Origin of the sequence: Pseudomonas sp. EA_5y_Pfl2_R50, from assembly GCF_963970475.1 — a bacterium.
Lineage (GTDB): Bacteria > Pseudomonadota > Gammaproteobacteria > Pseudomonadales > Pseudomonadaceae > Aquipseudomonas.
Map to the genome: position 1 here is coordinate 58,949 of NZ_CAXAPT010000005.1, position 18,454 is coordinate 77,402.

Annotated in this window: 21 protein-coding genes; 10 read left to right on the plus strand and 11 right to left on the minus strand. The window is 58.2% G+C overall.

Going from position 1 to position 18,454, the window contains the following annotated elements:
- The first annotated feature begins 145 nt into the window (after positions 1-145).
- The gene (locus AACY19_RS10095) at positions 146-340 is read left to right on the plus strand and encodes a hypothetical protein (protein ID WP_339450102.1); all 195 of its coding nucleotides are present in this window, start codon (positions 146-148) and stop codon (positions 338-340) included.
- Between the two features lie 43 nt (positions 341-383).
- Here AACY19_RS10095 and AACY19_RS10100 read toward each other — a convergent pair whose 3' ends face one another.
- Positions 384-659: a hypothetical protein gene (locus AACY19_RS10100; RefSeq protein WP_339450103.1), complete on the minus strand. Its 276-nt coding sequence runs from the start codon at positions 657-659 to the stop codon at positions 384-386.
- Between the two features lie 302 nt (positions 660-961).
- Between AACY19_RS10100 and AACY19_RS10105 the strand changes: the two genes are divergently transcribed.
- Together AACY19_RS10105 and AACY19_RS10110 are read left to right on the plus strand one after the other, a co-directional pair.
- Entirely contained in the window at positions 962-2,044 is a 1,083-nt protein-coding gene (locus tag AACY19_RS10105) for a hypothetical protein (RefSeq protein WP_339450104.1), read from the plus strand.
- Between the two features lie 2 nt (positions 2,045-2,046).
- A complete protein-coding gene (locus AACY19_RS10110; RefSeq protein ID WP_339450105.1) occupies positions 2,047-2,400 on the plus strand; it encodes a DUF1428 domain-containing protein in 354 nt (117 codons plus the stop codon).
- Positions 2,401-2,438: 38 nt separating this feature from the next.
- Here AACY19_RS10110 and AACY19_RS10115 read toward each other — a convergent pair whose 3' ends face one another.
- Positions 2,439-2,633, minus strand: coding sequence for a hypothetical protein (locus tag AACY19_RS10115; RefSeq protein ID WP_339450106.1), 195 nt, complete (start codon positions 2,631-2,633; stop codon positions 2,439-2,441).
- Between the two features lie 109 nt (positions 2,634-2,742).
- On the opposite strand from AACY19_RS10115, the gene thpR reads away from it, so the two are divergent.
- Positions 2,743-3,267: an RNA 2',3'-cyclic phosphodiesterase gene (gene thpR / locus AACY19_RS10120; RefSeq protein WP_339450107.1), complete on the plus strand. Its 525-nt coding sequence runs from the start codon at positions 2,743-2,745 to the stop codon at positions 3,265-3,267.
- A 254-nt stretch (positions 3,268-3,521) separates the two neighbouring features.
- Here the strand turns inward: thpR and AACY19_RS10125 are convergent, their stop codons facing one another.
- The 5 genes from AACY19_RS10125 to AACY19_RS10145 all read right to left on the minus strand — a co-directional run bounded on the left by AACY19_RS10125 (position 3,522) and on the right by AACY19_RS10145 (position 8,763).
- Positions 3,522-4,619, minus strand: coding sequence for a polyamine ABC transporter substrate-binding protein (locus AACY19_RS10125; RefSeq protein ID WP_339450108.1), 1,098 nt, complete (start codon positions 4,617-4,619; stop codon positions 3,522-3,524).
- 91 nt (positions 4,620-4,710) lie between these two features.
- Positions 4,711-5,586, minus strand: coding sequence for an ABC transporter permease subunit (locus tag AACY19_RS10130; RefSeq protein ID WP_339450109.1), 876 nt, complete (start codon positions 5,584-5,586; stop codon positions 4,711-4,713).
- A complete protein-coding gene (locus tag AACY19_RS10135; RefSeq protein WP_339450110.1) occupies positions 5,583-6,497 on the minus strand; it encodes an ABC transporter permease subunit in 915 nt (304 codons plus the stop codon). The genes AACY19_RS10130 and AACY19_RS10135 overlap by 4 nt, the downstream gene beginning before the upstream one ends.
- Positions 6,494-7,636, minus strand: coding sequence for an ABC transporter ATP-binding protein (locus AACY19_RS10140; protein WP_339450111.1), 1,143 nt, complete (start codon positions 7,634-7,636; stop codon positions 6,494-6,496). Before AACY19_RS10140 ends, AACY19_RS10135 begins: the two co-directional genes overlap by 4 nt.
- A gap of 365 nt (positions 7,637-8,001) precedes the next feature.
- Positions 8,002-8,763, minus strand: a complete 762-nt coding sequence (locus tag AACY19_RS10145; protein WP_339450112.1) for a gamma-glutamyl-gamma-aminobutyrate hydrolase family protein — start codon at positions 8,761-8,763, stop codon at positions 8,002-8,004.
- Positions 8,764-9,045: 282 nt separating this feature from the next.
- Between AACY19_RS10145 and AACY19_RS10150 the strand changes: the two genes are divergently transcribed.
- The 5 genes from AACY19_RS10150 (at position 9,046) to AACY19_RS10170 (ending at position 15,112) form a co-directional block, all read left to right on the plus strand.
- Complete coding sequence (locus tag AACY19_RS10150) at positions 9,046-10,422, plus strand: glutamine synthetase family protein (RefSeq protein WP_339450113.1); 1,377 nt, start codon at positions 9,046-9,048, stop codon at positions 10,420-10,422.
- A 239-nt stretch (positions 10,423-10,661) separates the two neighbouring features.
- A complete protein-coding gene (locus tag AACY19_RS10155) occupies positions 10,662-12,152 on the plus strand; it encodes an aldehyde dehydrogenase (protein WP_339450114.1) in 1,491 nt (496 codons plus the stop codon).
- A 49-nt stretch (positions 12,153-12,201) separates the two neighbouring features.
- Positions 12,202-13,485 (plus strand): NAD(P)/FAD-dependent oxidoreductase, encoded by a 1,284-nt coding sequence (locus AACY19_RS10160; protein WP_339450115.1) that lies wholly within the window; start codon positions 12,202-12,204, stop codon positions 13,483-13,485.
- A gap of 382 nt (positions 13,486-13,867) precedes the next feature.
- A complete protein-coding gene (locus AACY19_RS10165; protein ID WP_007950154.1) occupies positions 13,868-14,416 on the plus strand; it encodes a cupin domain-containing protein in 549 nt (182 codons plus the stop codon).
- 264 nt (positions 14,417-14,680) lie between these two features.
- Positions 14,681-15,112, plus strand: a complete 432-nt coding sequence (locus AACY19_RS10170; protein ID WP_339450116.1) for a hypothetical protein — start codon at positions 14,681-14,683, stop codon at positions 15,110-15,112.
- A 16-nt stretch (positions 15,113-15,128) separates the two neighbouring features.
- Here the strand turns inward: AACY19_RS10170 and AACY19_RS10175 are convergent, their stop codons facing one another.
- From AACY19_RS10175 to AACY19_RS10190, 4 genes are all read right to left on the minus strand, one after another.
- Positions 15,129-15,812, minus strand: a complete 684-nt coding sequence (locus tag AACY19_RS10175) for a DUF4225 domain-containing protein (protein WP_339450117.1) — start codon at positions 15,810-15,812, stop codon at positions 15,129-15,131.
- Positions 15,805-16,305 carry an Hcp family type VI secretion system effector gene (locus tag AACY19_RS10180; protein ID WP_339450118.1) on the minus strand — a complete coding sequence of 167 codons (501 nt, stop codon included), beginning with the start codon at positions 16,303-16,305 and terminating at the stop codon, positions 15,805-15,807. The genes AACY19_RS10175 and AACY19_RS10180 overlap by 8 nt, the downstream gene beginning before the upstream one ends.
- Before the next feature lie 217 nt (positions 16,306-16,522).
- Positions 16,523-16,810, minus strand: coding sequence for a fructose-bisphosphate aldolase (locus AACY19_RS10185; RefSeq protein ID WP_339450119.1), 288 nt, complete (start codon positions 16,808-16,810; stop codon positions 16,523-16,525).
- 608 nt (positions 16,811-17,418) lie between these two features.
- Entirely contained in the window at positions 17,419-17,850 is a 432-nt protein-coding gene (locus tag AACY19_RS10190) for a hypothetical protein (RefSeq protein ID WP_339450120.1), read from the minus strand.
- A 166-nt stretch (positions 17,851-18,016) separates the two neighbouring features.
- On the opposite strand from AACY19_RS10190, the gene AACY19_RS10195 reads away from it, so the two are divergent.
- Positions 18,017-18,439 carry an HD domain-containing protein gene (locus AACY19_RS10195; protein ID WP_339450384.1) on the plus strand — a complete coding sequence of 141 codons (423 nt, stop codon included), beginning with the start codon at positions 18,017-18,019 and terminating at the stop codon, positions 18,437-18,439.
- Positions 18,440-18,454: the final 15 nt, after the last annotated feature.

The window sequence follows — 18,454 nt, forward strand, 5'->3', positions numbered from 1 at the left end:
GGCGGGGCGACAAACGGTTGATAGTGGCCAGTGAATCAACGCCGGTTTGCCCGGTCGTATCTGCGGCTGCGCGCACCGCGTCCCGAAGGCGAGGGCAGCGTGGCTGATTCCGTCGTCAAAGATCTTGGTTTTAGGGAAATATTGAATGAAGCGCGCTACAACGATGCTGCTGACCATGACCGCCGCCGTATTGCTCGGTGGCTGTGTCGCGGATTTTGATGATGACCACCGTCATGGCCGGCATTACGACCGCGACCACGGGCGCTATCACGATCATGACCAGCGCTGGGATGACCGCCGTGATGGCCGTCGTTACTACCGTGATCGCGATGATGACTGAGTAAAAAAGAGGGCGTTCCCCCACAAGGGAACGCCCTCGAATGTTAAAAATGAGCGCTCGCCCGGACGCTGGATCGCGCAGGCACGGAGGCCTCGATGTCCAGCAAATGGGTGGCGAGAATGTCGCTCAGAAAGCGGAACTGATCGTTGAGGCCGACCACTTCATTGCTGAAGTGATTGCTCGCGGCGGGCATCAGCAGATCTTCGAAATTCTCGTTGAACACCAGCGCCTGGGCCTTGTTGGAGCGCGCATGCTGGTCGTAATAGTTGCTGCCGAACAGCGGGAAACTCACGGAGAGTGTGACGTGGGTGTGAATCATGTTGTGAACTCCTCGCTATGTCTCGGATGGGTCAATCGTGCCTTTGATGGGCGGTAGGCGGAAGGCAATCGTGACGATGGTGAATATCGATGGCAGTGATGGTTAGCGCGGATCCTGGGTGGGAGCGGGCTTGCTCGCGAAGGCGTCGAGCCAGTCGATTCATAGGCATCTGACACACCGCATTCGCGAGCAAGCCCACTCCCACAGGGGATCTGGGGTGTTTTCGTGATAGCGGACAAATGGTCCGACGCCCGCACCTATACTCCAACCTGATTCCTCCCGATTGAAAGGACACCGCCACCGTGAACCCGCGTGCGCTGCTCGTCGCCGCACTGATGTTGCTGGCCGGTTGCGCCACCCCGGCGCGGGCACCCGTGTCAGCGCCGCAGGTCGTGTTCGTCTCGCCGGCGACCTGGCAGCAGATCGACCGCGAAATCGTCAGCGCCTCGCAGCAGGCGACCGAGCAGGTCAAGCTGTTCGCCCGTGGCTCGATGGAACATTGGCGCACTCGCGTCTATCAGCAAACTGAAGAAAATTTCATCCCGTGGTTCAGCAGTTACTGGACCCAGGAATGGCTGTCGATGAAGGTCAGTTGGTACACGATCAACGCGGGTGGCGAGCAGGACGCTTCGGCCAAACGCCTTGCGACGTATCTGCTTGAGCAATATGAGGAAAAGGTTCTCGCGCCAGTGGCCGTGGAGATCGACCCGGATGCAATTCTCGGCCAGGCCACGGCGTTCTATGCGCAATTGATGGCCCAGCAGATGCCGCTCATCGCCCAGCGCCACGGTGTGCCCGTCGGTCAGCTCAATGGGCATTTGCAGAAAGTCCCGGCCATCGCGCTCGGCCCGCCGCCGGCGCGGGATGCTTCGCTGTTTCAAGTGATCAGTACGGAACCGTTGAGCACCTTGCCGGCCTATGCGGCGCTGATCGACAAGATCCACACCGAGGGCGGCGCAAGGGGCATCGCTTCGACTGATGCCGGGATGGCGCCGGTCGCCAAACGTGCGAGCCAGAGGATGGAGGCGGAAATGGCCCCACGCGGAGCCGCCAGCGCGGTGGCAGCCGCTGCCGGGAAACTGGCTGGCGGGTTGATTTCGGTGGGAGTGGCGGGCATCCGCGCGATCATTCAGGCCAATGACCGGCCCGACAGTGAAGCGCTGATCCGCAGCAGCCTGGGCAGCACCTTCGATAAAGCCTGGCTGAAACTGGTGCAAAACCCGACCACCGGGGTCATGGCGGGCACGCTGCACATGGCCGGTCAGGTTGAGCGCAATCTCGCAGGGCGCGAGGCACCGTCGGTCGGGTTCGGAGTGAATCCTGTCGAATGGCAGCCACCGCAATCGACCAGTCAGCAGATCGAACCCAACGTACAAGGAGAGTGATCATGGCTTACATCGATATTTTTGTAGCACCTGTGCCGAATGCCAATCGCGAGCAGTACAAAACACACTGCGAAATCGCCGCGAAACTGTTCAAGGAATACGGCGCACAGGAAGTTGTTCAGTGCTGGGGCGATGACGTGCCGGAGGGCAAAGTCACCTCATTCCCGATGGCGGTCAAACTCAAGGAAGGTGAAACCGTTTCGTCCGGCTGGCTGGTCTGGCCCGACAAAGCGACCCGCGACGCCGGCATGGCCAGAATGATGGAAGACCCGCGCATGCAACCGGACGTCAACCCGATGGGGTTTGACGGGCAGCGGATGATCTTCGGCGGCTTCAGGAACATCCTCGAATCCTGAGTTCACCGCCAATCACCTGTGGGAGCGGGCTTTTTTGTTCACTCGGATGAGGGGGTGATACGGCAGCTTTTACGCTCGCGAATCTGTTCGTCCGAAGGTCGTTCGCGGACGAATTCGAAACGCGGCTCGCCCTCGCTGTAATGCACCAGCCAGCCCCACTCCAGATCGGTTTCGTCCTGCCCGGGCTGCGGTGGCCGGGCCCACCACGGTTCTTTGCTGAGGATCTCGCGCATGGCGGCCTCCGGTTGATGGCAATCCTTGAACTATAGCTTCCTGCCACGAGTCGTCAGATCAGGCTGTGTAGAATCGGCCCGATCACGATGACCAAGGGAGAGCAGGTTCATGACCGATGAGCCGTTCAAGCGATTGTTCTTCGCACTGGATTGCCCGCCAACGCAGCGCAAGGCGATTGCGCAGTGGCGCACGGAGCTGGGGCTGAGAACCGGTAAACCGGTGCCGGTGGATAACTTTCATCTGACGTTACTGTTTCTCGGCGCGGTACCGCTGGCGCAGATCAACGAAGTCTGCGAGGCCGCTGGCGGCGTGCGCACGCCGGGTGAGCCGTTGAAGATTGCCCTGGATCGCTTGCAGGTCTGGCACCGCGCCGGGGTGTTGTCGCTGGCGCCCGAGCAGGCACCGCAGGCGTTGCTGCGCCTGGTGTATGCGCTGGAGCAGGCCATGTTGCCGTTCGGATTCGACGAGACACCGCGCGAGTTTCGTCCGCACCTGACCCTGGCCCGCGATTACCGCGCGCCGGAACCGGAATCCGTCACGCCACCGGAATTTTTCCTGCGTGCCGAACGCTTCGCCTTGTTCGAATCGCACAAGGGCCGCTACCGGATTCTGCAGGATTGGCCACTGATCTGAAGTCACAAAAAAAGGCGCCCGAGGGCGCCTGAGAATTCACCTGAACCGAGGGCGCCAGGTGAGGCCGTTCATTGCAGGGTGCAGCGGTGGTAAGGCGCTGCGTGAACGGAAAATCATCAATTTTTTTCTGGCACAACGCCGGCCCTTTGTGGGAGCGGGCTTGCTCACGAAGGCGTCAGCTCAGTCTATACCTCGGTGGCTAATTCACCGCTGTCGCGAGCAAGCCCGCTCCCACAGTTTGATCATCAGTGTTTTTACTGACCGAGTTTCACCCGGGTCCAGCCGCGGGTCATGATTCGCTGGGTGGCAATCGGCTGATCCGGCACCGCATACAGCGTCGCCATCACCGCTTGCGACGGGTACGAGCCCGGATCGTTGCGGATCGCCTCGTCCACCAATGGCGTGGCCGCCGCGTTGGCATTGCTGTAGCCGTTACTGTTGGTAATCTCGGCGATGATGTCCGGACGCATCAGGAAGTCCATGAACAGGTAAGCGTTCTCGACGTTCGCCGCATCACGCGGGATGGCGACCATGTCGTAAAAGCTGCCGGCGCCTTCCTTGGGAATGCTGTAATCGATCACCACGTTGTTGCCCGATTCCACGGCGCGAGCCTTGGCCTGCAGCACGTCGCCGGAGTAACCGACCGCCACGCAGATATTGCCGTTGGCCAGATCCGAGATGTATTTCGATGAATGGAAATACGCCACGTTCGGGCGAATTTTCATGAACAGCGCCTCGGCTTCCTTGATGTGCGCGGTGTCCTTGTCGTTCACCGCGTAGCCCAGGTAGTGCAGGGCGGCCGGGATCATTTCGGTCGGCGAATCGAGGAAGCTGATGCCGCAAGCTTTCAGCTTTTCAGCGTTTTCCGGTTTGAACAGCAAGTCCCACGAATTGGTCGGGGCATTGGCGCCGAGCACCTCCTTGACCTTGGCCGGATTGAAACCGATGCCGATTGAGCCCCACATGTACGGAAACGCATGGGCGTTGTCCGGGTCACTGGCGGCAGCGTTTTGCAGCAGCACCGGGTTCAGATTCTTCCAGTTCGGCAGCTTCGATTTGTCCAGCGTCTGATAGACACCAGCCTTGATCTGCTTGGCCAGGAAACTGTTGGACGGCACGACCAGGTCGTAGCCGGATTTGCCCGCCAGCAAGCGCGCCTCAAGGGTCTCGTTGCTGTCGAAGACGTCGTAGGTCACGCGGATGCCGGTCTCGTCTTCGAACTTCCTGACGGTGTCCGGGGCGATGTAATCGGACCAGTTGTAAACACGCAGCACCTTGTCGTTGGCCTGGGCGCCCATGACCATTGCGCCCATTAAGGACAGTGTCAGCAGAGTCCTGCCAAACATTTTCATCGGTACAACTCCATTCTTTTTATTCACATTACGCAAAGCCCCCTCACCCTGAACCTCTTCCGAGGGAGAGGGGCAGGGTGAGGGATACAGGTCAAGCGGTTGCTGCGGATTGCTGAGGCTGCCACGACTCGTTTGCCGTCTGATCCATCGCTTCCTGAATCGCTTTCTTGCGGTTGGCTTCTGCCTTGCGGCCGAAGTACCAGACCAGGAAGGTCACCAGCGACACCGCCAGCAGAATCAGGCTTGCTACCGCGTTGATCTCAGGCTTCACGCCCAGACGCACCGCCGAGAACACTTCCATTGGCAACGTCGTCGAGCCTGGCCCGGAAACGAAGCTCGCCAGCACCAGGTCATCCAGCGACAGGGCGAACGACATCATCCCGCCCGCTGCCAGCGACGGCGCGATCATTGGAATGGTGATCAGGAAAAACACCTTGAACGGCTTCGCGCCCAGATCCATCGCCGCTTCTTCAATCGACAGGTCCAGCTCACGCAAGCGCGCGGAGACTACCACCGCGACATAGGCTGCACAAAACGTGGTGTGGGCGATCCAGATCGTGACGATGCCACGCTCCTGCGGCCAGCCGATCAACTGCGCCATCGCCACGAACAACAGCAGCAGCGACAGACCGGTGATCACTTCCGGCATCACCAGCGGCGCGGTGACCAGGCCACCAAACAGCGTGCGACCCTTGAAGCGCGTGACGCGCGTCAGTACGAAAGCGGCGAGGGTGCCCAACGCCACAGCGGCAATCGCGGTATAGCAGGCGATTTCCAGCGAGCGCAGCACCGAGCCCATGAGTTGCGTGTTGTCGAGCAAACCGACATACCACTTCACCGACCAGCCGCCCCACACCGTCACCAGTTTCGAGGCGTTGAACGAGTAGATCACCAGAATCAGCATCGGCAGATAGATGAACATCAGACCGAAGATCAGCATGAATTTGGAAAAACCGAAGCGTTTCATCCCCGTGCCTCCATCTCTTTGGCCTGGCTGCGGTTGAACAGCAGAATCGGCACAATCAGGATCAACAGCATCACCACCGCCAGGGCAGATGCCACCGGCCAGTCGCGGTTATTGAAGAACTCTTGCCACAGCACGCGACCGATCATCAGCGTCTCCGGGCCACCCAACAGTTCCGGGATCACGAACTCACCGACCACCGGAATGAACACCAGCATGCAGCCGGCGATAATCCCGTTCCTGGCCAGCGGCACGGTGATTTTCCAGAAGTTGTTGAAGTTGCTCGACCCCAGATCCTGCGCGGCTTCCAGCAGACTGCCGTCGTGCTTCACCAGATTGGCGTACAGCGGCAGAACCATGAACGGCAGGTAGGCATAAACCACACCGATATACACGGCCGTGTTGGTGTTGAGGATCTCGATCGGGTGATCGGTCAGCCCCGTCCACATCAGAAACGCGTTGAGCAAGCCGTTGTTGCTGAGGATGCCCATCCACGCGTACACGCGGATCAGGATCGCGGTCCAGGTCGGCATCATGATCAACAGCAGCAGGACGTTTTGCGTTTCCTTGCTGGCTTTGGTGATCGCGTAAGCCATCGGGAAACCGATCACCAGACACATCAACGTGCTCAGTGCTGCGACTTTCAGCGAACCGAGGTAGGCCGACAGGTACAACTCGTCTTCGCCGAGCAGCGTGTAGTTGCCGATGTTCAGCAACAGCTGGAATTTCTGTTCGGCGTAGGTATAGATCTCCGAATACGGCGGGATCGACAGCGCGGCTTCCGAGAAGCTGATCTTCATCACCAGGAAAAACGGCAGCATGAAGAACAGGAACAGCCAGATGAACGGGATGCCAATGACGAGCTTTCGCCCGCTGGGCACCAGGCGCAGGAATTGCTGATTGAAGGTTCTCATGAGCGCAGTACCACGCCGCTGTCGTCTTCCCACCAGACGTAGACCTTGTCGTCCCAGGTTGGACGCGCACCACGGCGTTCGGCGTTGGCCATGAACGACTGGACGATTTTGCCGCCGGGCAGTTCGACGTAGAACACCGAGTGGCCGCCGAGGTAGGCGATGTCATGCACTTTGCCTTCCGACCAGTTGTAGCTGAACTCCGGTTGCGTGGTGCTGACGAGCATTTTTTCCGGACGGATTGCGTAGGTGATCGACTTGTCCTGCACCGAGGTGCTGACGCCATGACCGACGTAGATCTTCTGCTGCAAGTCCGGGCTGTGGATGATCGCGTGACCTTCAAGGTCTTCCACCACGGTGCCGTCGAAGGCGTTCACGTTGCCGATGAACTCGCAGACCATGCGGCTGACCGGGGCTTCGTAGATGTCGACCGGGCTGCCGATCTGGGCGATCCAGCCCAGGTGCATGATCGCGATGCGCTCGGCCATGGTCATGGCCTCTTCCTGGTCGTGAGTCACCATCACGCAGGTCACGCCGACGCGTTCGATGATCTGCACCAGCTCGAGCTGCATCTGCGAACGCAGCTTTTTATCCAGCGCACCCATGGGTTCGTCGAGCAGCAGCAGTTTCGGACGCTTGGCCAGGGAGCGGGCGAGGGCGACGCGCTGGCGCTGACCGCCGGACAACTGGTGGGGTTTACGTTTGGCGTATTGGGTCATGTGCACCAGGCGCAGCATTTCATCGACACGGGCGTCGATTTCGCTGGCGGGCAAACGGTCCTGCTTGAGGCCGAAGGCGATGTTCTGTGCGACGGTCATGTGCGGGAACAGCGCATAGGACTGGAACATCATGTTGATCGGCCGCTCGTAGGGCGGCATGTCGGTGATGTCCACGCCGTCGAGCAGAATCCGCCCTTCGGTCGGGCGCTCGAAACCGGCGAGCATGCGCAGCAAGGTCGATTTGCCCGAACCGGAGCCGCCGAGCAAGGCAAAGATTTCGCCCTGATGGATCTCCAGGGACACATCGTCCACGGCCACGGTTTCGTCGAACTTCTTGGTGACACGGTCGACTTTCACCAGAACCTTTTTCGGTTGCTGATGACCTTCAAGTGCCTTCCTGTAAGTGCTGGAGGCGTTTGCCATGTGAAACTCCCAACAGGTTTCAGTCGCCTGGCCAATGTGGCCTGGCTTAAGTGGATTGCAAGCCTGCAGGTGCAATGCCGGTCGGATCACATTCCCCTGTGGGAGCGGGCTTGCTCGCGAATACGTTTTGCCAGTCGACATCGTTGTTGCCTGACACTCCGTTTTCGCGAGCAAGCCCGCTCCCACAGGGTGTTGCATTGATCTGACGGTCTTGCTCCTGCGATCCGGCTTGTTCGGCGCCGCCGTCCTGGCTGCCTGGGTCGTACTTGTTGTTATTACGGGTGTTGCTGTTCACGAATGACGGATGTGCGCAGGCACACCCGACGTCCGTGGGGCAGTAAATCGTTGTGTGTTTTTGGGTGGGGTCAGCGCTGGTTGCGCCGCGCCGCTCGTTGCCGGCACGCCGCACCAAATGCCTGGAAAATCTTCAGGTAATTCGGGTTGTCGAGCACTTGCCATTCCGGGTGCCACTGCACGCCGAGGGCAAAGGTCGGGCTGTGTTCGACCGAGATCGCCTCGATCAAGCCATCCGGCGCCACCGCCTCGGCACGCAGGCCGGGGGCGAGGCGGTCAATGCCCTGGCTGTGAATCGAGTTGACCTGGAACTCGCCCGGCAACTGCAGTGCTTCGAACACGCCGCCAGCGAGCATGGTGACCGCATGGGCCGGTGCGTATTGCACGGCCACGTCCGGGCTGTCAGCTTCGCGATGATCAAGCATGCCCGGTAGTTCGTGCACCTTCTGATGCAGGCTGCCGCCGAACGCCACGTTCATTTCCTGGAAGCCCCGGCAAATGCCGAGCACCGGAACGCCCGCCGCAATGGCTGCACGCAAGAGAGGAAGGGTGGTGGCATCCCGCGCCGGATCGTGATCCGTGCCGGGAGCGCTGGCCGGGCCTTGATAGTGGAAAGGCTCCACGTTCGAGGGCGAGCCGGTCAGCAGCAGACCGTCGAGTTGACCGAGCAGGTCTTCGATTTCGGTCAGGTTGCCAAGGGAAGGAATGACCACTGGCAGCCCGTTAGCGCCAACGCTGACAGCACGCAGGTACTTGTCGCCGCTGATGTGATAGGGGTGCAGGCCAATCTGTTTGACGCACGCAGTAACGCCGATCAATGGCTTGAATGCCATTTTTATTCACCTCGAAGTTTGACACTTGAACGAGCTTTTCCGGAGCTTATCCGCGTTTATTTTAATTAACAACTGCCATGTAAAAAATTCTAAACGCCGTTCATCAAATCTTCATGAATTTCGCGGCTTTGCCCTCTGTATTGGCACGTGAGTGTTAAGAAAAGCCCGAAAAATAAAGCCTTCGCGCCGATCTGTTCGCTATTGACTTCACTTTGCCGTTCGGGTTGACTGGCTCGGCGAAGTAGCAGTGAACATAATAATTAACAGCTAAATAGGTGCATCATGTCGGTCCCTCTGCGTACCGTTCAACTCAACGAAGCAAACGCATTCCTTAAGAAATATCCTGAGGTTTTGTACGTCGACCTTCTGATTGCGGATATGAACGGTGTGGTGCGCGGCAAGCGCATCGAACGCACCAGTCTTCATAAGGTTTATGAGAAAGGCATCAACCTGCCGGCCTCGCTTTTCGCGCTCGACATCAATGGCTCCACGGTGGAAAGCACTGGCCTGGGTCTGGACATTGGTGACGCTGATCGCATCTGCTACCCGATCCCCGGCACTCTCAGCATTGAGCCGTGGCAGAAGCGCCCAACCGCACAACTGCTCATGACCATGCACGAGATCGAAGGTGAGCCGTTCTTCGCTGACCCGCGTGAAGTGCTGGCGAATGTCGTGCGCAAATTCGACGACCTCGGCCTGACTATCTGCGCCGCGTTCGAACTCGAGTTCTACCTGATCGACCAGGACAACGTGAACGGTCGTCCGCAATCGCCACGTTCGCCGGTGTCCGGCAAGCGTCCGGTGTCGACTCAGGTGTATCTGATCGACGACCTCGACGAATACGTCGATTGCCTGCAAGACATTCTCGAAGGCGCGAAAGAGCAGGGCATCCCGGCGGACGCCATCGTCAAGGAAAGCGCCCCGGCGCAGTTCGAAGTCAACCTGCATCACGTGTCCGACCCGATCAAGGCCTGCGACTACGCCGTCCTGCTCAAACGTCTGGTGAAGAACATCGCCTACGACCACGAGATGGACACCACCTTCATGGCCAAGCCGTATCCGGGCCAGGCGGGCAACGGTCTGCACGTGCACATTTCGATCCTGGACAAAGAAGGCAACAACATCTTCGCCAGCGAGGACCCCGAGCAGAACGCCGCGCTGCGTCACGCGATCGGCGGTGTGCTGGAGACCCTGCCTGCGCAAATGGCCTTCCTCTGCCCGAACGTCAACTCATACCGTCGTTTCGGCGCGCAGTTCTACGTACCGAACTCGCCGAGCTGGGGCGTCGACAACCGCACCGTGGCCGTGCGCGTACCGACCGGTTCGCCGGATGCCGTGCGCATCGAACACCGCGTTGCCGGTGCCGACGCCAACCCGTACCTGCTGATGGCTTCGGTGCTGGCCGGTATTCACCATGGCCTGACCAATCAGATCGAGCCGGGCGCTCCGGTGGAAGGCAACAGCTACGAGCAAAACGAACAGAGCCTGCCGAACAACCTGCGCGACGCACTGCGCGAGCTGGACGACAGCGAGGTCATGGCCCGCTACATCGACCCGATGTACATCGACGTGTTTGTTGCGTGCAAGGAAAGCGAGCTGGCCGAGTTCGAGAACTCGATCTCTGATCTTGAGTACAACTGGTATCTGCATACGGTGTGACGTTTAAAAGTCCCTCTCCCCGAGGGAGAGGGGACTGACCGGGTTGTCTTGAGATGTTCAGCGACCTGAACGATCCAGTCGATTATGGATTCGGCAAAGATTTTTCAGGTCGGCGGAGATTCTGAGCATCCCCCTATCGGTCCCCTCTACCTCCGGGAGAGGGCTAGGGTGAGGGCAGCCACCTCAAGCCAGACATCGCAACCAGACACCCCCCAATTCCCTCTTGTCGAGCCACAACAATGACAACGACCCGCAACGACTGGGAACAACGCTTCCAGTCCCTGACCATCGAAGCCCGCGCGTTCATCAACGGTGAATACCGCCCGGCCATCAGTGGCGATACTTTCGATTGCCTGAGCCCTGTCGACGGCCGTTTTCTCGCCTCCGTGGCCAGCACCGATGAAGCCGACGCCAACCTCGCCGTAGCCGTCGCGCGCCAGTCGTTTGAATCCGGCATCTGGGCGAAAAAAGCCCCGGCCGAGCGCAAGCGCATCCTGATCCGCTTCGCCGATCTGATCCTGCAACACCAGGAAGAACTGGCGCTGCTGGAAACCCTCGACATGGGTAAACCGATCAGCGATTCGATGAGCATCGACATCCCGGCGACCGCCAACGCGATCCGTTGGAGCGCCGAAGCCATCGACAAGATCTACGACGAAGTGGCCGCCACCCCGCACGACCAGCTCGGCCTCGTCACTCGCGAGCCGTCGGGCGTCGTGGCGGCCATCGTGCCGTGGAACTTCCCGCTGATCATGGCCAGCTGGAAATTCGCGCCGGCGCTGGCGGCGGGCAACTCGTTCATTCTCAAGCCTTCGGAAAAGTCGCCGCTGACCGCGATCCGCATTGCGCAGCTCGCGCTGGATGCCGGTATTCCGAAGGGCGTGTTCAATGTCCTGCCAGGCTTCGGTCACACCGTCGGCAAGGCGTTGGCGTTGCACATGGACGTCGACGTGCTGGCCTTCACCGGCTCCACGGCGATTGCCAAACAGCTGATGATTTATGCCGGCCAAAGCAACATGAAGCGCGTCTGGCTCGAAGCCGGGGGCAAGAGCCCGAACGTGGTGTTTGCCGACGCCCCGGACTTGCGCGCGGCAGCCCAAGCGGCGGCCGGTGCCATTGCCTTCAATCAGGGCGAAGTGTGCACCGCCGGTTCGCGCTTGCTGGTCGAGCGCTCGATTCGCGAGCAATTCATTCCGCTGCTGGTGGAAGCGCTGCAAGCTTGGAAACCGGGTCACGCGCTGGATCCGGCAACCACCGTCGGTGCCGTGGTCGATCAGCGTCAACTCGACAACGTGCTGCGCTACATCAGCATCGGTCGCGAGCAGGGCGCCGAGCTCATTGCCGGTGGTCAGCGTACCCTCGAAGAAACCGGTGGCCTCTATGTGCAACCGGCAATCTTCGACGGCGTGACCAACGCGATGACCATCGCCCAGGAAGAAATCTTCGGCCCGGTGCTCTCGCTGATCACCTTCGACACCGCTGAAGAAGCGCTGCAGATCGCCAACGACAGCATCTTCGGCCTCGCCGCCGGCGTCTGGACCAGCAACCTGAGCAAGGCGCACACCTTCGCACGCGGTTTGCGTGCCGGCAGTGTCTGGGTCAACCAGTACGACGGCGGCGACATGACCGCACCGTTTGGTGGCTTCAAACAGTCGGGCAACGGCCGCGATAAATCGCTGCACGCGTTCGACAAGTACACCGAGCTGAAAGCGACCTGGATCAAGCTCTGACTCTATTACAGCGGTGGTCGCCTTTTATTGGCGGCCCTCGGAGAAACGTATGAAACAGCAACACGTAAACAGCTACTACGCAGCCACCCGCAACGAAGTCATCGACTTCCCGACTCTTGAAGAGTCGGTCGAGTGCGACGTCTGCATCATCGGCGCCGGCTACACCGGCCTGTCCTCGGCGCTGTTCCTCACCGAAGCCGGCTATAAAGTCACCGTGCTGGAAGCAGCGAAAGTCGGCTACGGCGCCAGCGGTCGCAACGGTGGTCAACTGGTCAATTCCTATAGCCGCGATGTCGATGTGATCGAAGAGCGCTACGGCGACAAGACCGCCGAAATCCTCGGCAGCATGATCTTCGAAGGCGCCGACATCATTCGTTCGCGGATCAAGGACTACGACATCCAGTGCGACTACCGCCCGGGTGGCATTTTCGCCGCGATGAACAAAAAACAACTCAACGGTCTGGCGGAGCAGAAGCGCAGTTGGGAGCGTTACGGCAACCGCAACCTGAAGATGCTCGACGCGGCCGACATTCGCCGCGAAGTCGGCTCCGATGCTTATGTCGGTGGTCTGCTGGACATGCAGGGCGGTCACGTTCACCCGTTGAACCTGGCGCTCGGTGAAGCGGCGGCCATCGTGCGTCTTGGCGGCAAGATTTACGAGCAATCGGCGGCGGTGGAAATCAAATACGGCGAGCCAAACGTGGTACGCACCGCCACAGGCCAGGTTCGCGCCAAGTACCTGCTGATCGCCGGCAACGCATACCTGCCGCAAGGCCTGGACAATCGTGTGACCGCGAAAAGCATGCCGTGTGGCTCGCAGATCGTCGTCACCGAACCGTTGACCGAGAAGCAGGCGCGCAGTCTGATCACCAACAATTACTGCGTCGAGGACTGCAACTACTTGCTGGATTACTACCGCCTGACCGCCGATAACCGTTTGCTCTATGGCGGCGGCGTGGTCTACGGCGCACGTGAACCGGACGACATCGAACAACTGATCCGCCCGAAGATCCTCAAGACCTTCCCGCAGCTCAAAGACGTGAAAATCGACTACCGCTGGACCGGCAATTTCCTGCTGACCATGTCGCGCATGCCGCAATTCGGCCGCATCGAGAAAAACGCCTACTACATGCAGGGCTACAGCGGCCACGGCGTCACTTGCTCGCATCTGGCCGGCAAACTGATCTCGGAAATGATCCGTGGCGACGCCGAGCGTTTCGATGCGTTCGCGTCCTTGCCGCACATGCCCATGCTCGGCGGCCGTACTTTCTCGGCACCACTGACCGCCCTCGGCGCCGTCTACTACTCGCTACGCGACCGCTTCGGCCTCTAGGTTACCTCCCCGGCGACGGTCCAGAACCTCGTCGGGAGCGGGCTTGCCAGCAATGACGCCCTGACCACGCCACAAAGCCAACTGACACAAAAGAGATCCAACTGTGGGAGCGGGCTTGCTCGCGAAGAGGCCATACCAGCCAGCATCGTTGTCGACTGACACACCGCTTTCGCGAGCAAGCCCGCTCCCACAGTTGTTGGATTACCAAGGCAAGAAGGACTTTTATCCCACCGTCCATCGAACCTGCTGAGCAACACCGGCAAACGTGATTTAATAGCCGCCTTTCACGGTTCCGGGACACGGGAGCAACGTGATCCGCCCCCCGGCGCGTCACCCGCCACCCACCCCCATCGTCCTTAAGTCGTTCTCACATAAGGCTGTCATGGATACGGGTTCTCGACTCAAACTAGTACGCGAAAGCTACAAACTCTCCCAGCGCGAGCTGGCCCGGCGTAGCGGCGTGACCAATGCCACCATCTCCCTGATCGAACAGAATCGCGTCAGTCCCTCCGTCAGCTCACTGAAAAAGCTGCTCGAAGGCATCCCGATGTCCTTGGCCGACTTCTTCACCTTCGACCAGCCCCCGCGTGAACACCAATACGTGTTCCGCGCCAACGAGCAACCCGACCTCGGCCGCCACGGCCTGCGCCTGCTGCTGATCGGCGCCTCCGTCCCGAGCCGCCAGATGCGTTTGCTGCGCGAGCAATACGCACCCGGCGCGAGCTCGGGGGAAGAGCCGATTGTGCATGCGGAAGGTGAGGAGTGTGGATTGGTGACGCGGGGAACTGTTGAGTTGACCGTGGATGGGTCGGTGAGTGTGTTGAATGCGGGGGATGGGTATTACTTTCCTACCACGCTGCCGCATAAGTTCCGGAATATCGGGGCGGATGAGGCTGAGATTATTAGTGCGAATACGCCGGCTAACTTCTGATCGCTGTTTAAATTAGGCGCACGTTGTGAATAAATCCGACACCTGTTACTGGGTTTCGGATTTTTTTTGCGTGGATGAAATGTTTGTAGGGTGCAGAGTTTTGATTTGTAGGAAGGTTCTGAATCGGTGCGTGATGAGGCGAGGTTAAGGATGTTATGGATCTTCTGGCGTGTTTACATTCGTGGCGCTTGATCGTAAGCCGTTTTTGATTGTCCGTAGAGCTTGATTTTTTTTGGGTGTTATAGCTATGTGAGGAGGCGGGCTGTGCAATTAAATGATCTTCGGTGTTTATCTCGTGTTTATTGTCTAATTCTTGCTTCTTCACTTTTTTGGAGTGTGATGGTCTTAAACTGTGTTGGTCAGTTTGTAAGGCTTGAGGGAAATCTGGTTTGGGTAGTGTTTTTTGTTGTTTTTGCTCTATTTACTTTGCATGGTTTTGTTTTTTCTGTTCCATCGCTTCGCAATATATTCGATGGAAAAGTGATTGAAGAAAAGCACTATAATTTACGATGGGTGTTAATTGAAATAGCATTTTTATCTGGAATATTGGCCATTGCTTTTGTTCCTTTTATGATGGGGTTTGATTTTTTTAATGGTGTTTCGTACTGGGTAGTAGCGTCTTTTCTGTTTGTTTCTTTTCTTGGGTCGTTTTGCTATTTAAGCTTTTTTCAGCGTTCGTTTCGCTCTCGCCGTTGACGGGCTGGTTTTGTGACTACTGTTCAAGGCCTGATTCTCTGATTGAGTTCAGCGTGAAGCTGTCGGTTAAAGCTTCGAATGCTAGGGTTAGTGTTCCCATTTGCTTGTGGGCCCGTTCGTAGTTTATAGGGTCTCTATTGAAGAGTTGCACCGAGTCTGGCTTTCGAACGAGATGTATCATGCCTCGAATAGATAGATAGAGATCCACGCTGTAATAGGTAAGATTACCGTGTTTGATGCCAAAAACGTTCTGATAACCCATCCTGACAGGCCCGACAACACTTGGTTTATCGGGGCCGTTGAAGATGTTCCCCACACCCTCAAAAATGTTGTTGACGCCGTGCCCGATTAAGGCGATGCCCGTAACGCCAGCTTTACCTCGGGTGGCTCCAATCGCTAAGGCGCCAGCCTGAAGTTGCATGCTTCCCGCAGCGATAGTCACTCCATTCTGAAAATAAAACACGGATTTTGAAGAAAGTTCTGAATACTCCTCCCAGATCTCCTGCAATCCTTGCTTCGCACTAATAACACCTTCATCCACCGCCCGAATAACCTCATTCGCATAAGACGAAACGATCTCGCTGAATCGAAGTTGGCTGAAGCTGTCATACAACTGAGTCGCGCCGATCTGGCACCCGAATGCGACCAGATCGGAAGCAGCCCGGGTGACGTCGTTGATGTCACACGAATCCTCATTCATCGTTATTTCCCCAACTGCTGAAGCCGCTTGTGCCCGCCTGGATATGGGTCCAACTGATTTCGCGGTAAGTGAATGACACCAGTTCCTGTGGCTGAGCGTCGTTCAAATGGATGGCGTGAGGAACCTGGAGGTTGATGTGGGCGATTTTTGCGCCGCTTATGTGGATTTTGAAGTATTTGTCTTGCGTGCCAGCGGGGGAGGTTCGGTAGAAAAAGATGGTGCAGTCCAGCACTTCGCGTTCGTGAAGTGCGGCGGAGAGGAGGGGTGAGGATTTGTCGATGTTCTTGGTGATCATGATCGGCAAGTGCTTGCCACGGTCGGCGCTGACGCCGCCGTTATTGCCGGTGGTCATGTTGTGGGAGTAGGCCAGAACCATGATTTCGTCGAGGTGACCTAACTGACATTTGTTGCCGATTGAGTTTGTGTCGGAGCAACCGGCGGAGATCAAGCCTTGACGGTTTCCGGTAATGCTCATGTAGCTGTGGTTGGCCATGGAAGCTCTGCTTTATTGACTGGAAAACTCTTGTTTGAAGAGTAACCGTCAACTAAAGCCAGAACGGTGGCGCGCGGGTTCGCTATTGGTGAAGTTCAGACGCGTCTTACAAGGGGCGCGGAGGTCAGGAGGTGATTATTCCCAAGTGCCAACGACGTTATCGCTGGTTGGATGACCGGGCGTTTATGAAGTTGGCACTTTGGCAATGTGTTGGTTATCAGGCTGGCGCGTCGAAACCTCGCTGTTCGATTACCCGAAACACATCACTCACATCCTGCACCATGATTCTGGCGATGTTGGTGACGGTGTTGATGTCATGTTCGGCGTAATCGGGGAGGCTGGTGCAGGCGATGAGGTCGAGGTATTTGAGGACGGCGTTGAGGCGTTCGGCGAGGCAGGCGTGGAGTTCGCGTAGTGGGGCGTCGGCGTCGATCAGGAGGACAGGGTGGTCGGTGGCGGGGTGGGACATGTGGGCGTAGTGGTGGAGCGGTTTTTTGATCGTCATAAGATTGCTCTTCAAATAATTAAGAAGTGCCACCTTTCTGCTGCGAAACAAAGGGGTGGCAGCTGTATGCGGGTTCGCAGACCGGAGAAGAGTCAAACCGGCAGACCCGAAGGTCTCCCACACACAGCCGCCATATAACGAAACGGCGGCGAATTTTGCCACAGTTGTCATCTAGCGGTGTGTGTCACTTCTGAGGGCTGCGAAACCCATCGCCAACTGCGGTCAGCGACAGCCCCACTCTAGGCAGCAATTCCCGCATCCACAACCGAACTGTAGGACGCAAACCCGGCCCTGTGGCGAGGGGATTTATCCCCGATCGGCGACGCAGTCGTCGTAATCCGGCGCCCACGTTGTGTCAGGAGAGTTCAGCCTGCCGGTTTGGGGCTGCTTCGCAGCCCATCGGGGATGAATCCCCTCGCCACAAGGGGTGTTTTCCTACGCGTTTTTCAGACTTCAAATTCGGTCGAATCTCAAATCATGGCTTTGCATGTTGGTACAGGGGCTGCTCCGCAGCCCAGCGGGAGCAAGCTCCCTCGCCACGGTGATTGCATCGATACTCAAAAAGGGACACCCAGCGGTGTCCCTTTTTTATGTGCGCTAAACAACCATTACTTCGCCTTCCAATGCCCACCCCCACTTTCACAATCAATCTTCGCCTGCCCCAGATTCTCCACACCGTAGTAATACGTGGTCACCTGCGCGCCATCCGGGATATTCAACGCCTTGGCGTTCTTGTCCTTGCTGGTGGAGTGCGGGTTGGCCAGGGATTCCTGGGTGAGGGTGGCGATGCAGGTAGCTTGATAGTGGTCATCGCACTGCGGGACCTTTTTCTTGACTGCGTTGATCATGTCTTTGCTTTCGTTGCTGCATGACCAGTCGATGGAATTGACCGGCATGCCCTCGTATTCGTAGCAGCTGTGGCCGGATACGGTAGGCACTGAGGTGCTGGAGGAGCGGGTCTCGACGTCGCAGCCTTCGGCCATGACGCAGGTAGGGATGACGCAAAATGTGGCGATCAGAAGCAGGAATCGAATGTTCATCGGGCTTTCCTCTCCAATGGCGCCATGTCTGATCGAAGATCTGGCGCTGATTCAGTTTCGAGATTGTTCGGCGGAGGGAGGTTCCATCGGGTTTTTGATTTGCTCCCGTCGCGTACACTGCCAAACAATCAGAAATATTCAGCGCCCAAGGATCGGAAGATTGCCTATGACTCAAACCCTCGAACGCGCCATCGCCATCGCCGCCACGGCCCATGCCGGGCAGGTCGACAAGGGCGGTGCGCCGTACATTCTGCATCCGCTGAAAGTCATGTTGCGCATGACCACGCTGGAAGAGCGCATCGTCGCCGTGCTGCATGACGTGGTCGAGGATTGCGGGATCAGCCTCGATGATTTGCGCAAGGAAGGCTTCAGCGAAGCCGTGTTGAGCGCTATCCAGTCCGTCACCAAAGTACCGGGCGAGTCCTATGAGGACTTCGTCGAACGTGCGGCGCAGAACCCGATTGGCCGGGTGGTGAAACTGGCGGATCTGGAAGAGAACAGCGACCTGTCACGAATTGCCTCGCCGGGTTGGGAGGATCTGGAGCGGATCGAGAAGTATCGGCGGGCGATTGCCCGGTTGCGTCAGTAAAAAAACGAAATCCCT